At 67.4% G+C, this 16106-nt stretch carries 15 protein-coding genes and 1 pseudogene; 9 read left to right on the top strand and 7 right to left on the bottom strand.

Annotated elements, in window-relative coordinates:
* Nucleotides 1-97: 97 nt before the first annotated feature.
* On the top strand, nt 98-1132 hold the full coding sequence (locus D9V34_RS08890) for an NAD(P)-dependent alcohol dehydrogenase (protein WP_121688517.1): 1035 nt from the start codon (nt 98-100) through the stop codon (nt 1130-1132).
* Between the two features lie 63 nt (nt 1133-1195).
* Here D9V34_RS08890 and D9V34_RS08885 read toward each other — a convergent pair whose 3' ends face one another.
* Nucleotides 1196-1846 carry a Pr6Pr family membrane protein gene (locus tag D9V34_RS08885; RefSeq protein ID WP_121688446.1) on the bottom strand — a complete coding sequence of 217 codons (651 nt, stop codon included), beginning with the start codon at nt 1844-1846 and terminating at the stop codon, nt 1196-1198.
* A gap of 257 nt (nt 1847-2103) precedes the next feature.
* Between D9V34_RS08885 and D9V34_RS08880 the strand changes: the two genes are divergently transcribed.
* The 7 genes and pseudogenes from D9V34_RS08880 to der all read left to right on the top strand — a co-directional run bounded on the left by D9V34_RS08880 (nt 2104) and on the right by der (nt 9671).
* Nucleotides 2104-2979 (top strand): ParA family protein, encoded by an 876-nt coding sequence (locus tag D9V34_RS08880; protein ID WP_030142840.1) that lies wholly within the window; start codon nt 2104-2106, stop codon nt 2977-2979.
* Nucleotides 2963-3784 carry a segregation and condensation protein A gene (locus D9V34_RS08875; RefSeq protein WP_121688445.1) on the top strand — a complete coding sequence of 274 codons (822 nt, stop codon included), beginning with the start codon at nt 2963-2965 and terminating at the stop codon, nt 3782-3784. Before D9V34_RS08880 ends, D9V34_RS08875 begins: the two co-directional genes overlap by 17 nt.
* Nucleotides 3785-3956: 172 nt before the next feature.
* Nucleotides 3957-4553, top strand: a complete 597-nt coding sequence (scpB, locus tag D9V34_RS08870; RefSeq protein WP_245991979.1) for an SMC-Scp complex subunit ScpB — start codon at nt 3957-3959, stop codon at nt 4551-4553.
* A gap of 23 nt (nt 4554-4576) precedes the next feature.
* A pseudogene (locus D9V34_RS18135) lies at nt 4577-5338 on the top strand (pseudouridine synthase); the annotation flags it as partial.
* 922 nt (nt 5339-6260) lie between these two features.
* Nucleotides 6261-7361, top strand: a complete 1101-nt coding sequence (locus D9V34_RS08860; RefSeq protein WP_121688444.1) for a prephenate dehydrogenase — start codon at nt 6261-6263, stop codon at nt 7359-7361.
* Nucleotides 7362-8057: a (d)CMP kinase gene (gene cmk, locus D9V34_RS08855; protein WP_121688443.1), complete on the top strand. Its 696-nt coding sequence runs from the start codon at nt 7362-7364 to the stop codon at nt 8055-8057.
* A 96-nt stretch (nt 8058-8153) separates the two neighbouring features.
* A complete protein-coding gene (der, locus tag D9V34_RS08850) occupies nt 8154-9671 on the top strand; it encodes a ribosome biogenesis GTPase Der (protein ID WP_121688442.1) in 1518 nt (505 codons plus the stop codon).
* Nucleotides 9672-9803: 132 nt separating this feature from the next.
* Here the strand turns inward: der and D9V34_RS08845 are convergent, their stop codons facing one another.
* From D9V34_RS08845 to D9V34_RS08825, 5 genes are read right to left on the bottom strand one after another with little or no spacing between them, the layout of a single operon-like run.
* Nucleotides 9804-10646: an ABC transporter ATP-binding protein gene (locus tag D9V34_RS08845; RefSeq protein ID WP_121688441.1), complete on the bottom strand. Its 843-nt coding sequence runs from the start codon at nt 10644-10646 to the stop codon at nt 9804-9806.
* Nucleotides 10639-11448: an ATP-binding cassette domain-containing protein gene (locus D9V34_RS08840; RefSeq protein WP_121688440.1), complete on the bottom strand. Its 810-nt coding sequence runs from the start codon at nt 11446-11448 to the stop codon at nt 10639-10641. The genes D9V34_RS08845 and D9V34_RS08840 overlap by 8 nt, the downstream gene beginning before the upstream one ends.
* Nucleotides 11445-12377 carry an ABC transporter permease gene (locus D9V34_RS08835; protein WP_121688439.1) on the bottom strand — a complete coding sequence of 311 codons (933 nt, stop codon included), beginning with the start codon at nt 12375-12377 and terminating at the stop codon, nt 11445-11447. Before D9V34_RS08835 ends, D9V34_RS08840 begins: the two co-directional genes overlap by 4 nt.
* Nucleotides 12374-13327, bottom strand: a complete 954-nt coding sequence (locus tag D9V34_RS08830; protein ID WP_121688438.1) for an ABC transporter permease — start codon at nt 13325-13327, stop codon at nt 12374-12376. The genes D9V34_RS08835 and D9V34_RS08830 overlap by 4 nt, the downstream gene beginning before the upstream one ends.
* Nucleotides 13328-13339: 12 nt before the next feature.
* Complete coding sequence (locus D9V34_RS08825; protein WP_121688437.1) at nt 13340-14842, bottom strand: ABC transporter substrate-binding protein; 1503 nt, start codon at nt 14840-14842, stop codon at nt 13340-13342.
* 182 nt (nt 14843-15024) lie between these two features.
* Here D9V34_RS08825 and D9V34_RS08820 point away from each other — a divergent pair, with 182 nt between their 5' ends.
* Nucleotides 15025-15543: an SIP domain-containing protein gene (locus D9V34_RS08820; RefSeq protein ID WP_121688436.1), complete on the top strand. Its 519-nt coding sequence runs from the start codon at nt 15025-15027 to the stop codon at nt 15541-15543.
* An 83-nt stretch (nt 15544-15626) separates the two neighbouring features.
* On the opposite strand, the gene D9V34_RS08815 is transcribed toward D9V34_RS08820, so the two are convergent.
* On the bottom strand, nt 15627-15989 hold the full coding sequence (locus tag D9V34_RS08815) for a Fe-S oxidoreductase (protein ID WP_121688435.1): 363 nt from the start codon (nt 15987-15989) through the stop codon (nt 15627-15629).
* Nucleotides 15990-16106 lie beyond the last annotated feature (117 nt).

Below are 16106 nucleotides of genomic sequence, written 5' to 3'. Positions count from 1 at the left end.
AAACCCCGACGGGGGCGGCTTTTCCCGCGACGACGCGAGTAGCGTGGAGGTGCGGGGACAAACCGTACCTCGCGGAGGAGGAGAGCACCACATGAACATGAAGGCCGTACAGTACGTGGAAATCGGCCGTGCACCCGAGGTGCGCGAGATCCCCATTCCCGAGCCCAAGCCCGGTCAGGTTCGGCTGCGGATTACCGCGGCGGGCCTCTGCCACTCGGACTGGTTTGTGATGGGGCTGCCGCAGTCGGTCATGGGGCATGCACTGCCGATGACCCTGGGCCACGAGGCCGCCGGAATCGTGGACAAGCTCGGCGAGGGTGTCACCGAGTTCTCGGTCGGCGACGACGTGGCCGTTTACGGCCCCTGGGGCTGCGGCGCGTGCGATGAGTGCACCCGCGGCCGCGAAAACTACTGCCCGAACGCGGCCAAGCTGGGCATCCGTCCGCCCGGACTGGGTGCACAGGGCGGCATGGCCGAATACATGATCGTCGATAGCGCACGCCACCTGGTGTCCCTCCAGGGCCTCGACCCGGTCGAGTTTGTGTCCCTCACCGATGCCGGGCTGACCCCGTATCACTCGATCAAACACCAGCTCGCCAACCTGCCCGCCGGCTCGACCGCCGTGGTGATCGGGACCGGTGGCCTCGGTCACGTGGGTATTCAGATCCTGCGGGCGCTGACCCCGGCCACGGTCATCGCGCTGGATGTGAACGAGGAAAAGCTCGCCCACGCCCGTGAGGTGGGGGCCCACCACGTGGTGCTCTCCAACGCCGACGCCCCCGCGGCGATCCGCGCGCTCACCGGCGGTGTGGGAGCCGACGTGGTCTTCGACTTCGTAGGGGCAGCCCCGACCCTGGAAACCGCCCGGGCTTCGGTGCGGATCGACGGGGCAATCGAGGTTGTGGGCATCGGCGGCGGTAGCGTCCCGGTGGGCTACGGCACGGTACCCGCCGGTGCCAGCGTACGCGCACCATTCTGGGGGAGCCGCAGCGAGCTAATCGAGGTACTGGCGCTCGCCCGCACCGGACAGCTGAAGGTCAGCGTTGAGCGCTTCGATATCGCTGATGCCCCCACCGCCTATGCCCGCCTGCACGACGGTTCGATCGTCGGCCGCGCGGTTGTGGTGCCGTAACCGGCCCGTCTCGTTACAGAGAAATGGCCCGGAATCCTTGGATTCCGGGCCATTTTTGGGTGACTAGCGGGGGTCGCGTCCCGGGCGGAGACGGGCGATCCAGTACACCACCGCGGCCGACACCAGGAAGGCCACTACGACGCCCAGACAGTAGAGCGCCACGACGCCGTAGCCGTTTGCCGGGTTGAGGAAGGGGTAGGGAACCCAGCCGTCGGTCGCGCCGCGGATCAGGACCACGATGGTCCACACCGCCGGATACACGAGCACCCACCAGAAGGTGCGCCAGGGGAGGGCGACCCGGTCGGTGAAGATGATCCAGTCGAGGACCGCGATGATCGGGAACAGGACGTGCATCACGAAGTTGCTCCAGGGCAGCGAGGCCCCGCCATCTACCCCGACCAGCAGCGTGTTGTAGACGATGCCCACCACAGCCATATAGGACACCGCGAAGCCGCGGGCGAGACTCCACCCGAGGGAGGGGACGCGTCCACTCAGGCTGCGGATGGCCACCGCGATCAGGACCACACCCATCAGCAGGTTGTTCTGGATCGTAAAGTAGCCAAAGAAGTTAAACGGGTTGACCGGCCCCTGGCTTGCCGAATGGATCAGCGAGCCGGTGATTGCCGCCAGCGTGAGCAAACCAAACGCCACACGGAGAACGCCCGCGACCGGATGGGCCGCGAGGCCGAGGCGAGGCTGTGTGATGGTACTCATGATCTCCCTAATGCTGTGGGTGGCTCGATGTTCCGCTGAGGGGAGTCTAGGGGCAGCGAGGCCCGCGGGAAAAGAGAAGGCGGTCGAAGAACATCGTGGCGGATCTGCGTCCGCCGCCAAAACCCCTGAGGAACCGCCACGCTCGGAGCGTCGGCTTCGCGGAAATGGCGGACGGGCGCGCCCTCGGTGGTGATGTGGGTGGTCGCCGGTAGAATCGGTATGCAACCGCAGGAATTCGCCGGACGTTGGGATACGCAGTGGCAAGAGCAGGACAGAACACACCGCTTGAGGGCATCGACTTCGGCCCGACCGGCCGCATTCAGACCGAGTTCCCCGAGCCGGCCCCGCTGTCCGAGCACGGTCCCGCCCGCATCATCTCGCTGTGCAACCAGAAGGGTGGCGTGGGCAAAACCACCACGACCATCAGCATGGGAGCGGCGCTTGCCGCCTACGGACGCCGCGTCCTTGCCGTCGACTTCGACCCGCAGGGTGCGCTGAGCGCCGGCCTCGGCGTGGTTGCCCACGACACCCCCACGATCTACGACCTGCTACTGGGGCACACCAAGGACCCGCACGAGGCGATCGTCTCGACCAAGGTGCCCGGGCTCGACCTGATCCCCGCCAACATCGACCTGTCCGCCGCCGAGGTACACCTGGTGGGTGAGGTTGCCCGCGAGCAGATCCTCGCCAGCGTGCTGCGCAAGGTCAGCGCCGAATACGACGTGATCCTGGTGGACTGCCAGCCCTCGCTCGGCCTGTTGACAGTCAACGCCCTCACCGCCTCCCACGGCGTGCTCATCCCGCTGGAGTGCGAGTTCTTCGCGCTGCGCGGTGTGGCCCTGCTGATCGAGACCATCGATAAGGTGCGCGACCGGCTGAACCCGGCGATCAAGCTCGACGGCATCCTGGCGACCATGTATGACTCCCGCACCCTGCACTCGCGCGAGGTCCTGGAGCGGGTTGTTGAGGCGTTTGGCGACTCGGTGCTGGAGACCGTGATCGGTCGCACCGTGAAGTTCCCCGACGCCAGCGTGGCCGGGGTTCCGATCACCGATTTTGCGCCGGAGCACCAGGCCGCCAAGGCCTACCGTCAGCTCGCGCGTGAGCTGGTAGCGCGTGGTGCCGTCGCCTGATCCGGTGCGTGAAGCCCCGGAAGCCGGGGTGTTTCGGGTTGCCCTGGATAACTTCGACGGCCCGTTTGACCTGCTGCTGACCCTGATCGGCAAGCGCGAACTCGACATCACCGAGATCGCCCTTTCGGCGGTCACCGACGAGTTTTTGGAGTACCTGCGCGGGCTCGATGCGGCCGAGGAGATGGACAAGGCCTCGGAGTTCATCGTGGTCGCGGCAACCCTGCTGGATCTGAAGATCGCCGGGCTGCTGCCCCAGGGCGAGGTGGTGGACGCCGAGGACGCGGCACTGCTCGAAGCCCGCGACCTGCTGTTCGCCCGGCTGTTGCAGTACCGCGCCTTCAAGGAGGCCGCGCGCTGGTTTGAGGAGCGACTCCGGGTGGAATCAACCCGGCATCCGCGTACCGTGCGCCTGGAGGAGAAGTTCCGCGCCCGTACCCCCGAACTGCACTGGACGCTGGGACCGCAGGACTTCGCCGCGCTCGCGCTGATCGCGCTGACCCCGCGGGAGATCCCCACCGTGGGCCTCGACCACCTGCACGCGCCGCTGGTGAGCATCCGCGAGCAGGCCGCACACCTGGTGGCGATGCTGCGCGGGGGAGAACCGAAGAGCTTCCGGGAACTGGTGTCCGGGGTGAGCGAGCGCGGGATCGTGGTTGCCCGTTTCTTGGCACTGCTGGAGCTGTACCGCCATGCCGCGGTGACCTTTGAACAGATCGAACCGCTGGGTGAACTCACCGTGACCTGGAGCGCGCTCGACTGGGATGCCCACAACCTCGTGAACCTCGGAGCCGACTATGACAACTGAGCCGCTGTCCGCTGAAACCCTGGCCCCTGAAACCCTGGCCGCGGAGCCGACGGTTGCGGGCGCCTCGATGGCCGAGCCACTGGCTACGGAGGCGCTGGCTAGTGGATTCTCGGCTGACAAATCCCCGGCCGTCGATGCCGCGGGAGCCGATGCCACGGAAGCCGAACCCGCCGTGGACTCCCCGCTCGCCCCGCACGCAGCCGCCGACCTCCCGCTGGAGCGTGCGCTCGAGGCGATCCTGATCGTAGCCGACGAACCCCAGCCGCTGGTGGACCTGGCCTCGGCCGTGGGGGCCCCGCTGCGTGAGGTGCGCCAGGCGATCGCCAACCTGGTGGCCGACTTTGACGGGCTGCTGGCCGGAAGTGTGCGCCGCGGATTCGAGCTGCGTGAGGTGGGTGGCGGCTGGCGAATCTACGTCCGCACCGACTACGACGAGGTGGTGACCGACTATGTGCACACCCAAAATCCCGCCCGTTTATCGCCCGCAGCCCTGGAAACACTGGCCGTGATCGCCTATAAGCAGCCGATCACCCGCGGTGCGGTAGCCGCCATCCGTGCAGTCAACGTAGACTCGGTGGTGCGCACGCTCGCCGGCCGTGGCCTCATCACCGAGGTATTCACCGATTCCGAGACCGGCGCCATACACTACGGCACCACCGATCTGCTGCTCACCCAGTTGGGACTGAACTCCCTGGATGAGCTCCCGCCGATCTCACCGCTGCTGCCCGATGGTGCGGACGGATTCGACTCCGACCTGCGCCCTGCCTGACCACAGAATAGGAAACCTCGCGGATGCCCGCTTCCCCGCTTCACCCCACCAACCAGCCCGACGGCGTGCGCCTGCAGAAGGTACTCGCTCAGCGCGGTGTCGCCTCGCGCCGCGTGTGTGAGGACATGATCACCGCCGGTCGGATCGAGGTGAACGGTCAGGTTGTGACCGAACTCGGTCGCCGCATCGACCCCGAGGTTGACCTCGTCTCGGTGGACGGCCAGGCCGTTCAGCTCGACGAGACTAAGCGTTATGTGATGCTGAACAAGCCGGTGGGTGTGGTTTCCTCCCTCGCCGATGAGAACGGTCGTCCCGACCTCTCGGCGTACACCTCGGAGTTCGAGGAGCGCGTGTACAACGTGGGCCGCCTCGACCAGGAGACCTCGGGTCTGATCATCCTCACCAACGATGGCGAGCTGGCCAACGTTCTCGCGCACCCCTCCTTCGGTGTGACCAAGACCTATATTGCCCGGGTTTCCGGCACCATCACCCAGGCCACGATCACCCGCCTGCTGCGCGGCATCGAGCTGGATGACGGCCCGATCCGCGCCGACCGTGCTCGCCTGGTGGACGAGTCGGGCAAGACCTCGATGATCGAGATCACCCTGCACTCGGGTAAGCACCGCATCGTGCGCCGCATGCTGGCCCACGTCGGTCACCCGGTCATCGACCTGGTGCGCCGCTCGTTTGGACCGCTGCACCTGGGAACCCTGCCGCAGGGCCGTTACCGCGAGCTCAGCGCCGCAGAGCTGGGTCGCGTGCTGACCCTGGCCCGCAAGGCCAGCGCCCAGCCCGCCGAGCACATCGAGATCGATCACATCGAGCGTCGTCAGGCCGAGCGTGAGCGCGAGGACCGCGAGGCCAAGCGCAACGGCGGCTACCGTGCTCAGCGCGGCGGCGAGCGTGGCGCCTACGTGCCCACCGAGCGTGGCCCCAAGCGCACCGGCCGTGACGAGCGTCGCGGCGAGCGTGGACCGCGCGAGGGTGGACCCCGTGAGCGTGGATTCAACCGCGAGGATCGTGCACCCCGCGAGGGCGGCTATGGCCGGGACAACCGGAGCGAGGGTCGCGGCGGTTATGACCGCGCTCCGCGTGAGGGCGGCTACAACCGCGATGCACGCGGCGGCTATGACCGGGCTCCCCGCGAGGGCGGCTATAAGCGGGATGACCGTGGCGGTCGTCCCGAGCGCGGCGGTTACGACCGGGATAACCGGGCACCCCGTGAGGGCGGCTACAGCCGTGACAACCGCGGCGAGAACCGTGGCGGTTACTCCCGCGACGAGCGTGGCGGACGCGGCGGTTATGACCGCGGACCACGTGAGGGCGGCTACAACCGCGACAACCGCGGCACGGACAGTCGTGGCGAGAACCGTGGCGGTTACTCCCGTGACGAGCGTGGCGGACGCCCCGAGCGTTCGGGCCACGGCGACCGTGCCGGCCGTCCCGAGCGCGGTGACTACCGTGCCCGCGGTGCGGGGGCACAGGACCGCGGCGGCCGCTCCGGTGGCGAGCGTCGCGATGACTATCGTGGTGCCGGCCCCAAGAGCGCCGGCCCGAAGAGCGCCGGACCCAAGCAGCCCGGCCGTGGCGGCGAGCGTCGCGATGGCGGCCCGCGCGGCGGCGGCGAGCGTTTCGGCCGGGACGACCGCAAGCGCTACTAACAAACCGAGGTTTGTCACCACACCCGATCTGAGATAAACAGGAACGATGGTAGAACAGAAATCCAACGCGACCCGCACCCAGGGTCCGGTCCGCATCGTCGGTGCGGGCCTGCTGGGGGCGAGTCTCGGGCTGGCGCTGCGGGAGAAGGGTGTCGAGGTCATCCTCGATGACGCCTCACCCAGCAACCTGCGTTTGGCCGTCGACTACGGTGCCGGACGACTGCCTGCCGCGGGGGACGCCCCTCGCCTGGTGATCGTATGTGTCCCGCCGGATGTGGTGGCTGACGCCGTGGAGCGCGCGCTCGCCGACTACCCCGACGCCGTGGTCACCGATGTGGCCAGCGTCAAGCTGGCACCGCTGCGCACCCTCGAGGCGCGCGGCATCGACCTGACCCGCTACATCGGTTCGCATCCGATGGCCGGACGCGAGCGCGGCGGGGCAATCTCCGCCCGCGCCGACCTGTTCTTCGGGCGTCCCTGGGTGATCTGCCGCGACGAGGAAACCCGCCGTGAAGACCTCGCCCTGATCGAGGCCGTGGCACTGGATGTGGGTGGCGTGCTGATCGAAATGACCCCCGAGGAGCATGACGCCTCGGTGGGCCTGGTTTCGCACCTGCCGCAGCTGGTGTCCAGCCTGCTCGCCGCAGGCCTCGCCGATGCCCCCGATACCGCGATCCAGTTGGCCGGTCAGGGCCTCCGCGACACCACTCGGCTGGCCTCAAGCGCGCCCGAGCTGTGGCTGCAGATCCTCGCCGCTAACTCGGGTCCCGTGGTGGAGGCACTCGAGGCGATGATCGCCCGTCTCGGCGCCGTGACCGACGCCCTGCGCGACCCGGACGCCCCCGGTGCCCGCCGCGCGGTGGCCGATGCGATGGCCGCCGGCAACTCCGGCGTCGCCCGGATCCCCGGGAAGCACGGTCAGTCGCAGCGGTTTGCCACCATCGTGGTGATGGTGGACGATACTCCCGGCCAGCTGGGCCGGCTCCTCACCGAGCTCGGTGAGATCAATGTCAACATGGAGGACCTGCGTCTGGAGCACTCACCGGGTGCGCAGATCGGCCTGGCCGAGATCGCGGTCCTTCCCGAGGTTAAGCAGCGCACCATCGAGGATCTCGGGGCGCGCGGCTGGAGAATCGCGAGCGTATAGATGTCAAACGTATTTGTGGTGGCCGTTGATGGCCCGGCCGGCAGCGGCAAGTCCTCGGTTTCCAAGGCCGCGGCGAAGCAGCTGGGTTTTGCCTACCTGGACACCGGTGCCGCCTACCGCGCCCTGGCCTGGTACCTGGATGACGCCGGAATTGACGGGGGAAACACCGCGCTGGTGATCGCCTCGCTGCCCGGGTTCGACTACCGCATCGGTACCGATCCCGACGAGTATTTTGTCCTGGTGGGATCCACCGAGGTCACCGATGCCATCCGCGAACCGCGCATTTCGGCGCTGGTGAGCCAGGTGGCCCGGGTTCCCGAGGTTCGCACCTTCGTCAATAACCTGTTCCGCACCATTATTGCCTCGACCGAAAAGCCGGGTATTGTGGTCGAGGGACGCGACATCACAACCGTGGTGGCTCCGGACGCTCCGGTCCGGATTCTGCTCACCGCCTCGGAAGAGGTGCGCGCCGCACGCCGGGGAGCCGAGCTCACCGGTGATGCCGCCAAGACCGCGGCCGAAGCACTCGCCAAGCGGGATCGTGCCGATTCCGCCGTGACCGAGTTCATGACCGCCGCCGAGGGTGTTTACACCCTCGATTCCACCCACCTCGATTTCCCGGCCACCATTGCCGCGGTTGTCGAGCGGGTACACAACGGGCTCGCAACACCTGAGCCAGCACACACAACCGAATAGACCCTCCGGTGTCCACCGACCCCGGAGGTACGATCGCCTAGCGGTCACCATCGAGCCCGCAACACCTGGGCTCCCTTCAGAAAGAGAACACCGCAGATGTCACCTGACAACTACGAAGACCTGCCCGCGGATGAGGATTTCGCCGAGCGCCTCGAAGGCCTCGATGACGAGCTCATCAGCCAGCGCGCCAGCGCGCTGCGCCTGGGCCTAGACGACTATGAGCTGGATGAGGACGACTTCGACGTCCTCGCCGGCGTCACCGATGACCCCAACGCGATCCGCTACCTGCCGGCCCTGCCGGTCGTGGCGATCGTGGGCCGCCCGAACGTGGGTAAGTCCGCGCTGGTCAACCGTATCCTCGGCCGCCGTGAGGCCGTCGTGGAGGACACCCCCGGCGTGACCCGTGACCGCGTCACCTATAAAGCCGAGTGGAACGAACGCAAGTTCTCCCTGGTCGACACCGGTGGGTGGGAGCCCGATGCTCGCGGTATCGACGCCTCCGTCGCCGCCCAGGCCGAGGTAGCTATCGAACTCTCCGACGTGGTGATGTTTGTGGTTGACTCCAACGTGGGTCCCACCAGCACCGACGAGCACGTCGTGAAGCTGCTGCGCAAGATCAACAAGCCCGTGTTCCTTGTGGCCAACAAGGTGGACGATGTGCGCCAGGAGCCCAACGCCGCCTCGCTGTGGTCGCTGGGCCTGGGCGAGCCGTGGCCGGTTTCGGCCCTGCACGGTCGCGGCGTCGCCGACCTGCTGGATGCCATCATGGGCAAGCTGCCCGAGGTGTCCGCGGTTGCCAAGCAGGAGGTCGGCGGACCCCGTCGTGTCGCCCTGCTGGGTCGTCCGAACGTGGGTAAGTCGAGCCTGCTGAACAAGGCCGCCGGTGAGGAGCGCGTGGTTGTCAACGACCTCGCCGGAACCACTCGTGACCCGGTGGATGAGCAGATCACCCTGGCCGGTAAGGTCTGGCGTTTTGTGGACACCGCCGGTATCCGCCGCCGCGTGCACCTCTCCCAGGGTGCCGACTTCTACGCCTCGCTGCGCACCTCCGCGGCCCTGGAGAAGGCCGAGGTCGCGGTTGTGCTGATCGATGTGACTCAGCCGATCTCCGAGCAGGACGTCCGCATCATCGACCTGGTGCTGGAATCCGGCCGTGCGCTGGTGCTCGCCTTCAACAAGTGGGACCAGCTGGACGATGACCGTCGTCGCTACCTGGAGCGCGAGATCGAGCAGGACCTGGCCCACGTGGCCTGGGCCCCGCGCGTGAACATCTCGGCCCGCACCGGCCGTCACCTGGAGAAGCTGGTTCCGGCCCTGGAGCTTGCGCTCGAGTCGTGGGACACTCGCATCCCCACCGGAAAGTTCAACGCCTTCCTCACCGAGCTCGTGGCCGAGCACCCGCACCCGCTGCGTGGTGGCAAGCAGCCGCGCATCCTGTTTGGTACCCAGGCGATCAGCCGTCCGCCGACATTCGTGCTGTTCACCACGGGCTTCCTGGACCCGGGTTACCGTCGATTCATCACCCGCCGTCTGCGTGAGGTGTACGGCTTCGAGGGTTCGCCGATTCAGGTCAACATGCGTGTGCGCGAGAAGCGCGACCGCACCAAGAAGTAGTCGCAACGCATAAACGCGGCCGTCCGGTTTTCCGGGCGGCCGCGTTTGTGTGTGCGGGCGATTAGATCTGACCGATTCGGGATGCGGCAGGTGCCTGGGTGGGGCGGCGATAACGGCCGAGGCCGCCGCGTTTTAGGCGTCGGGGAGCGGGAGCGCCGAGGACAGCAGCCGGGCGGTGTAGGGGTGCTCGGGGGCCGCGAAGACCCGGGCGGTGGGGCCGTGCTCGACGATGCTGCCCGCGTGCATCACCGCGACGTTCTCGCACAGCTCCTGCACCACACCGAGATCGTGGGAGACCAGGATCAGGCTCAGGCCCAGCTCCTCCCGGAGCGAGACCAGGAGCTCAAGAATCTGGGCTCGCACGGTCACATCCAGCGCGCTGAGGGGTTCGTCCCCCACCAGCAGGGTGGGCCGGTGCACGATCGCTCGGGCAATGGCCACGCGCTGACGCTGGCCGCCGGAGAGCTGGTGCGGGTATCGATCGGCAAACTCAGCCGGGAGTCCCACCTGAACCAGGACCTCGTGGACCCGTGCCCGTCGGTTTTCGGACAGGCCGAGCCCGATCAGGGGTTCCGCGATGATCCGGCCCACGCTCATCCGCGGATCCAGCGAGGCATACGGATCCTGGAAAACCACCCCGGTGTGCTTTCGGAACCAGTTCAGGGTCTTGCCACGAATCTGCTTGCGCACCGATCCCTCGGCGCTGACAATGGTCTGCCCGTGGAAGTCGACCCGTCCGCTGCTCGGGGCATCCAGAGCGGTCAGCAGACGTACCAGGGTGGACTTGCCTGAACCGGATTCCCCGACGATGCCGAGGCTTTCCCCGTCGTGCATCACTAGATCGGTGGGGGCCAGCGCCACCCGCTCGCCGCGTCCGGCGGTGCCGCGGGGCACATGGTAGCTGCGGCCGAGCCCGACGGCCTGAAGCAGTGGGGGGCCGGGGAATGCCTGTGCGGGGAGGGGCGGGTTAGTCATTGGTGGATTCCTCCCGAGCGATGGGAGCCGGGCGGAACGCGGTGCGGCGCGCGGCGGCCAGCAGGCGACGTCCCAGCTCGGACTGTGGGGCCTCCAGCAGGGCCCGGACCGGCGTGGATTCGACCACCCGGCCGTCGGCCAGGACCACCGCGTGGTCGGCGATCTTTGCGAGCACCGCCAGGTCGTGGGTGATAAACACCAGGCCGCTGCCGCTCTCGCGCACCAGGGAGTCAAACGTGTTGAGGATCTCGGACTGCACGGTCACATCCAGCGCGGTGGTGGGCTCATCCGCCAGCAGATAGCGCGGACCGGCCGACAGCGCGGCGGCGATCGAGACGCGTTGCCGCTGTCCACCGGAGAGCTCATGCGGGTAACGGCGCAGCATCTCGGCGGGCTCGGGCAGCCCCACCAGCTCGGCCAGTTCGAGCGCGCGGACCTGGGTCTGCGCCTTCGAGAGGCGGCCGTGCAGGCGCGCGGGCTCGGCGATCTGCCGTTCGATCCGGCGCAGCGGATTCAGGGCGGTACGCGGTTCCTGGAAGACCATCGCGATCCGGTCCCCGCGGATGGCCGCTAGTTCTCGATCCGGGCGGCCCAGCAGCTCCTCGCCGTCCAGCCGGATGCTCCCGCTCGCCCGGGCACCCTCGGGCAGTAGCCCCAGGATCGCCAGCGCGGTGAGCGACTTCCCCGAACCGGACTCGCCGATCAGGCCCAGCCGCGCGCCGGGGGACACCTCGAAGGAGACCTCGTGCACCACCGTGCGTGCGCCGAAGTCGATGCGCAGATTCTCGACGATCAGGCTCATCGTGTTCCCTCCGGTGTCTCGGGTGTCTCCGACATCGAGGCGGCTTCAGATGTTTCCGGGGATACCGGCGCGATGCGAGCGGGCACCGTCTCGGACAGGATCGGGTCGGCCAGGGTGGGGTCGGTGACGTCCCGCAGTCCGTCGCCCAGCAGGTTGAAGCCCAGTACCGTGATCGTGATCACGGCCCCCGGCCAGAACACCGAGAGCGGCTGGATGCCGATATAGGTCTGTAGCTCGGAGAGCAGGCGGCCCCAGGACGGCGTATCCGCCGGGGCACCGTAGCCGAGGTAGCTCAGCCCCGCCTCGGCGAGGATCGCGATGGCCATGCCCCAGGAGAGCTGCACGATCAGCACCGGAAGGATGTTGGGAATCACATGGCGTCGTAGGATTCCCAGGCTGCCGATGCCCGAGGCACGCGCCGCCAGCACATAGTCGGCGGCGAGGACCGCGCGAATCTCGGGCCGGGTGACCCGGGCGATGTTTACCCCGAACCCGATCGAGACCGCCACGATCACCACGAGCAGCGAGCCACCCCAGGCGGCCGCGAGCAGCATCGCGATCAGCAGGGTCGGGAAGGCGATCAGCACGTCGATCAGCACCGCCACACCCTCGCGCACCCAGCGCCGGGTCAGCGCGCCGAGCGAGGCCAGCAGCAGTCCCAAAATGCCCGCGCCGAGCGCCGAGCCCACGGCCACCAGCACGGTGACCCGGGATCCGGCGAGGATCAGGCTGAAGATATCGCGACCGGAGTTATCGGTCCCAAACGGATACGCCCAGGTGGGGGCGAGCCAGCGCCGGGCCGAGTCGGTGAAGACCGGATCGTGCGGGGTCCACACCAGTGACACCAGTGCCGACAGCACCAGCACGGCGACCACGATGGCCCCAAACACGCCTGCGGGATGCCGGAACAGTTTTCGGAGCGGGTTCATCGAGCCACCTCCCTCTGGCGCGGATCAAGCAGGCGGTGCACCACGTCGACCAGGGTGCCGATGATCAGCACGATCGCGGTGAGCACCAGGATTTCGCTCTGCACCTTGGTAAGGTCGCGGTTGCCCACATCGGCCACCAGCATGCGTCCGATCCCGGGCAGGGTAAAGAGGTTTTCTACCAGCACCGTTCCCACCAGCAGGCCGGCGACCTGGATGCCCAGGACCGAGACGATCGAGAGGGCAACGCTCGGCAGGCCGTGGCCCAGCAGCGCACCGGTGCGGGTGCGTCCGGCGGCGGCGGCCGTGCGTACAAAGTCCTGACCCATCACGCCCAGGGTCGCCGAACGCACGAAACGGAGCATCGCCGCGCCCTCCACGATTCCGATGGTGAGTGCCGGGAGCAGCAGTGAGCGCAGCGCCGCCGCCGGATCCGACCAGCCCGCGCGCGGGAAACCCTGTGCGGGCAGCCAGCCCAGCCACAGCGAAAACACGATCACCAGCAGCATCCCGGCCCAGATCACCGGAACCGCGGCCAGCGCCTGTGCGCCGCCGCTCAGCACGAAGCCGGCCGGACGTCCGCGACGCAGCGCGGCGGCAACTCCGAGCGGACCGGCGATGGCCAGCCCGATCAGCATCGAGAGCAGCGCGAGCGGCAGCGTGACCTGCGCCTTCTCCCAGATTTCTCCGGCCACCGGCGTTCCGGTGACCACCGAGTTGCCGAGGTCGCCGCGCAGCAGTCCGCCGATCCACTCGCCATACTGAACCGGCAGCGGACGCTCAAGCCCCAGACTGTCGCGGATCGCGGCCAGCCGTTCCGGGGTCGCGTCGGTGCCGGCGATCACCTGGGCGACGTCGCCGGGAAGCAGACGCAGGGCCAGGAAGATCAGCACGCTGGCCACCGCGAGCCCGAGGACCAGCAGGAGGGCACGCGTCAGCAGGAATCGGGTCATAGGGTACAGATTTTACTCGGAAACCGCGAGGTTTCCGAGGTACAGCCGCGAGGTCGTGGAATCGGTGGGGAAGCCGGTGACGCCCTTACGGATCGCGGTCAACGCGGTGCCGGTAAATAGCCAGTCGGCGGGGTTGTCCTGGGCGACGATCTTGGCGGCCTCGGCGAGCTTCGCATCGGCGACCTTGGGGTCGGTGGCCGCCACGGATTCCTTGTAGAGCTCCTGAACGTGCGGGTTGTTGTACCCGAAGTAGTAGGTGGGGTCGGTCCAGTTGGCGAAGTCGCGGGACTCGGCATGGTTGACCAGCGACAGGTCAAAATCGTGGTTGGTGTAGACGTCGTTGAGCCAGGTGGGGAACTCGACCCGGTTGACCTTGAGGGTCACACCGATGTTCTTGAACTGCGAGGTCAGCACGTTGGAGATCACGGTGGGGTAGTGGTTGGCCACGGTGAGGGTCAGCGTGAGATCGCTCTGTCCGGCCTCGGCGAGCAGCGCCTTGGCCTTCTCCGGGTCGAAGGGAACCAGCCCGGTCAGGTCCTGATAGCCGGGATCCAGCGCGGGGATCGGGCCGCCCTGGGGAACGCCGGCCCCGCCGATCGAATCGATGATCGCCTTGTGATCGATGCCCAGGCGCAGCGCCTCGCGCACCTTCGGATCGGCCAGTGCCGGCACCTTGGGGTTGAACACCAGCGTGTACTTATCGGTGGTGCGGCCCTTGGTGAGGGTGACGTCCTTATCGCGTTCGAGCTGCGGGCTCAGGCTCGCATCCACACCGGTCTGCACGTCCAGATCGCCGGTCAGGGTCGCGTTGATCGCCGCGGTCGGGTCCGGAATATAGGAGAACACCACCTCGCGCACCTTGGCCTTGGTGCCGTAGTAGTTGTCGTTGCGCTCCAGCTTGAGGCTGTCGCCCTGCTTCCAGGCGCCGGCCTTGAGTTCGAACGGCCCGGTGCCGTTGGCGCTGGTGGCCAGATCGTTGGTGGCCTTCTCCTCGAGGATCTGCCCCGCCCGGCCGCCGAGGTTCCACAGCAGGTTGCTATCGGGGTTGGCAAGTTCGATGACCACGGTCTTGGGGTCGGGGCTGGAGACGCTGCGGATCGCGGCAAGGGTTGCGTGATCCTTGATCGAGGCATCGGTGACCACCTGGTTGAGCGACCACACCACATCGCTGGCCTTCAGCTCGGCACCCGAGTGGAACTTCACGCCGTCGTTGAGGGTGAAGGTATAGGTCAGGCCGTCGGCGGAAATCTCATGCGACTTCGCCAGCGAGTCGACCACCGAGCCATCGGCCTCGCGGCGCACCAGCCCCTCATAGACGTTGTCCAGCAGGACCTGGTCGAGGGCGACGCCGGAGGTCTTGCGAATATTCAGGTCCGTGGGCTCCAGGATGAGTCCCACGTTGACCGAGGCATTGGTACCCGTGTTGTCCGAGGTGGACGGGGCAGCGCAACCGCTGAGGGCCAGGACCGTGGCCAGACCGGCGGCAAACAGAAGCCGGGAACGAGGGGTGCGCATGGGTGATGCCTTTCAAACGTTCGGAAGGGCGGTGAGCCCCTCCCTATTTTCACCTACTTTTCCCCGAATTATCGCCGTCGAACGCCCCGCTGTCCATTTGTGACGTAATCGAGAAGACGGCACACGCGTGCGGAAAATCGGCTCTGGCATTTGGGGTTAGGTAAGCCTATACTGAAGAGGAAATGATCTCGACCACTGCCGCACCCAGCACCCGCCGCGCCCCGCACTCTCCCGCCGGACACGCTCACCGCGTTACCCATTTGGTAGCCGGCACGTTTGCTGAACTTCCGGAGATCGAGGCGCTGCTCGCCACGCTGCCGATGTGTGCCACCGGCCGCGTCTTTGTGGAGGTTGATACCGCCGATCAGGTGGGGCTGCTCAGCGCCCCCAGCCGGATGGTGGTTTCCTGGCTGGTGCGCGCCGAGCGTACCGGTGCCCCGGGCACCGGACGAGCCTGCGCCCCCGGCGAAGCGCTCTCGCGGGCGGTTCAGGCATGGGCGGCCGAGATGCTGTGCGCTGAGACCATCGAGACGATGGACATCGCGGACGCCGCGGAGGTCTCTGACCGTGACGCAGCGGCGCGGGTGTGGCTTTCGGGCCCCTACACGGCCGTGGCCGACTGCTTTGACTATCTGACCGAGTCGCTGAGCCTCCCGGCATCCGCCGTGGATACTCCGGCCCGGTTCGGGTTGCGCCGCTAGTTCAGCCCGACGGGTCCTGGGTGTTGTGCCGCTAGCCCGGCCCGCCCGGTCGTGGGTGTTTTACCGCTAACCCGGCCCGTGTCCTAGCGGCGGGGCAGGTAGCCGCCGTCCTCCAGGCCGGCCTCGATCTCAAATCGGTTCTTCAACGGATTGCGCCCGGCCAGGGCATACAGCAGGGGCATCAGCATGCCGTAACGCTGCCACTGACGCTTGTGGATCGCCTCGTGTCTCAGGACCGTGGGGGAATCATTGGTATCGGTCAGATACACCCCGCCCACGCACACGCCGCCGCGGCCAAAGGCCCAGTTCGGCAGCCCGGTGAAAACGATCAGTCCCGCCTCGCGACGGATGCGTCCGGTTGACCAGATCGCGCCCCAGACGCAACCCACGGAGGTGGCGTAGAGGTAGCCAAGCCGGCTGATCCAGGAATCAACAAACGGGTTCATGATCTGCTCTCTCACGGGGAAGGTTACTGCGCTCACGCTACCATCGGGACCGCCGCCTGCATCGGTGCGTGGAGACGCCGAGGGCGAACAGGTGGGGTGCGGAAATAGAACGGGAGG

Source organism: Mycetocola lacteus, assembly GCF_003667575.1.
GTDB lineage: Bacteria > Actinomycetota > Actinomycetes > Actinomycetales > Microbacteriaceae > Mycetocola > Mycetocola lacteus.
Note: the sequence above shows the minus strand (reverse complement) of the source record. Positions and strands in the feature narration are given on the sequence as shown.

Excerpts from the sequence above, each read along its gene's own strand:
- D9V34_RS08890 (WP_121688517.1), top strand. The coding sequence starts at position 98 with ATGAAGGCCGTACAGTACGTGGAAATCGGCCGTGCACCCGAGGTGCGC.
- D9V34_RS08885 (WP_121688446.1), bottom strand. The coding sequence starts at position 1,846 with ATGAGTACCATCACACAGCCTCGCCTCGGCCTCGCGGCCCATCCGGTC.
- D9V34_RS08860 (WP_121688444.1), top strand. The coding sequence starts at position 6,261 with ATGGTAGAACAGAAATCCAACGCGACCCGCACCCAGGGTCCGGTCCGC.
- cmk (WP_121688443.1), top strand. The coding sequence starts at position 7,362 with ATGTCAAACGTATTTGTGGTGGCCGTTGATGGCCCGGCCGGCAGCGGC.
- der (WP_121688442.1), top strand. The coding sequence starts at position 8,154 with ATGTCACCTGACAACTACGAAGACCTGCCCGCGGATGAGGATTTCGCC.
- D9V34_RS08845 (WP_121688441.1), bottom strand. The coding sequence starts at position 10,646 with ATGACTAACCCGCCCCTCCCCGCACAGGCATTCCCCGGCCCCCCACTG.
- D9V34_RS08840 (WP_121688440.1), bottom strand. The coding sequence starts at position 11,448 with ATGAGCCTGATCGTCGAGAATCTGCGCATCGACTTCGGCGCACGCACG.
- D9V34_RS08835 (WP_121688439.1), bottom strand. The coding sequence starts at position 12,377 with ATGAACCCGCTCCGAAAACTGTTCCGGCATCCCGCAGGCGTGTTTGGG.
- D9V34_RS08830 (WP_121688438.1), bottom strand. The coding sequence starts at position 13,327 with ATGACCCGATTCCTGCTGACGCGTGCCCTCCTGCTGGTCCTCGGGCTC.
- D9V34_RS08825 (WP_121688437.1), bottom strand. The coding sequence starts at position 14,842 with ATGCGCACCCCTCGTTCCCGGCTTCTGTTTGCCGCCGGTCTGGCCACG.
- D9V34_RS08820 (WP_121688436.1), top strand. The coding sequence starts at position 15,025 with ATGATCTCGACCACTGCCGCACCCAGCACCCGCCGCGCCCCGCACTCT.
- D9V34_RS08815 (WP_121688435.1), bottom strand. The coding sequence starts at position 15,989 with ATGAACCCGTTTGTTGATTCCTGGATCAGCCGGCTTGGCTACCTCTAC.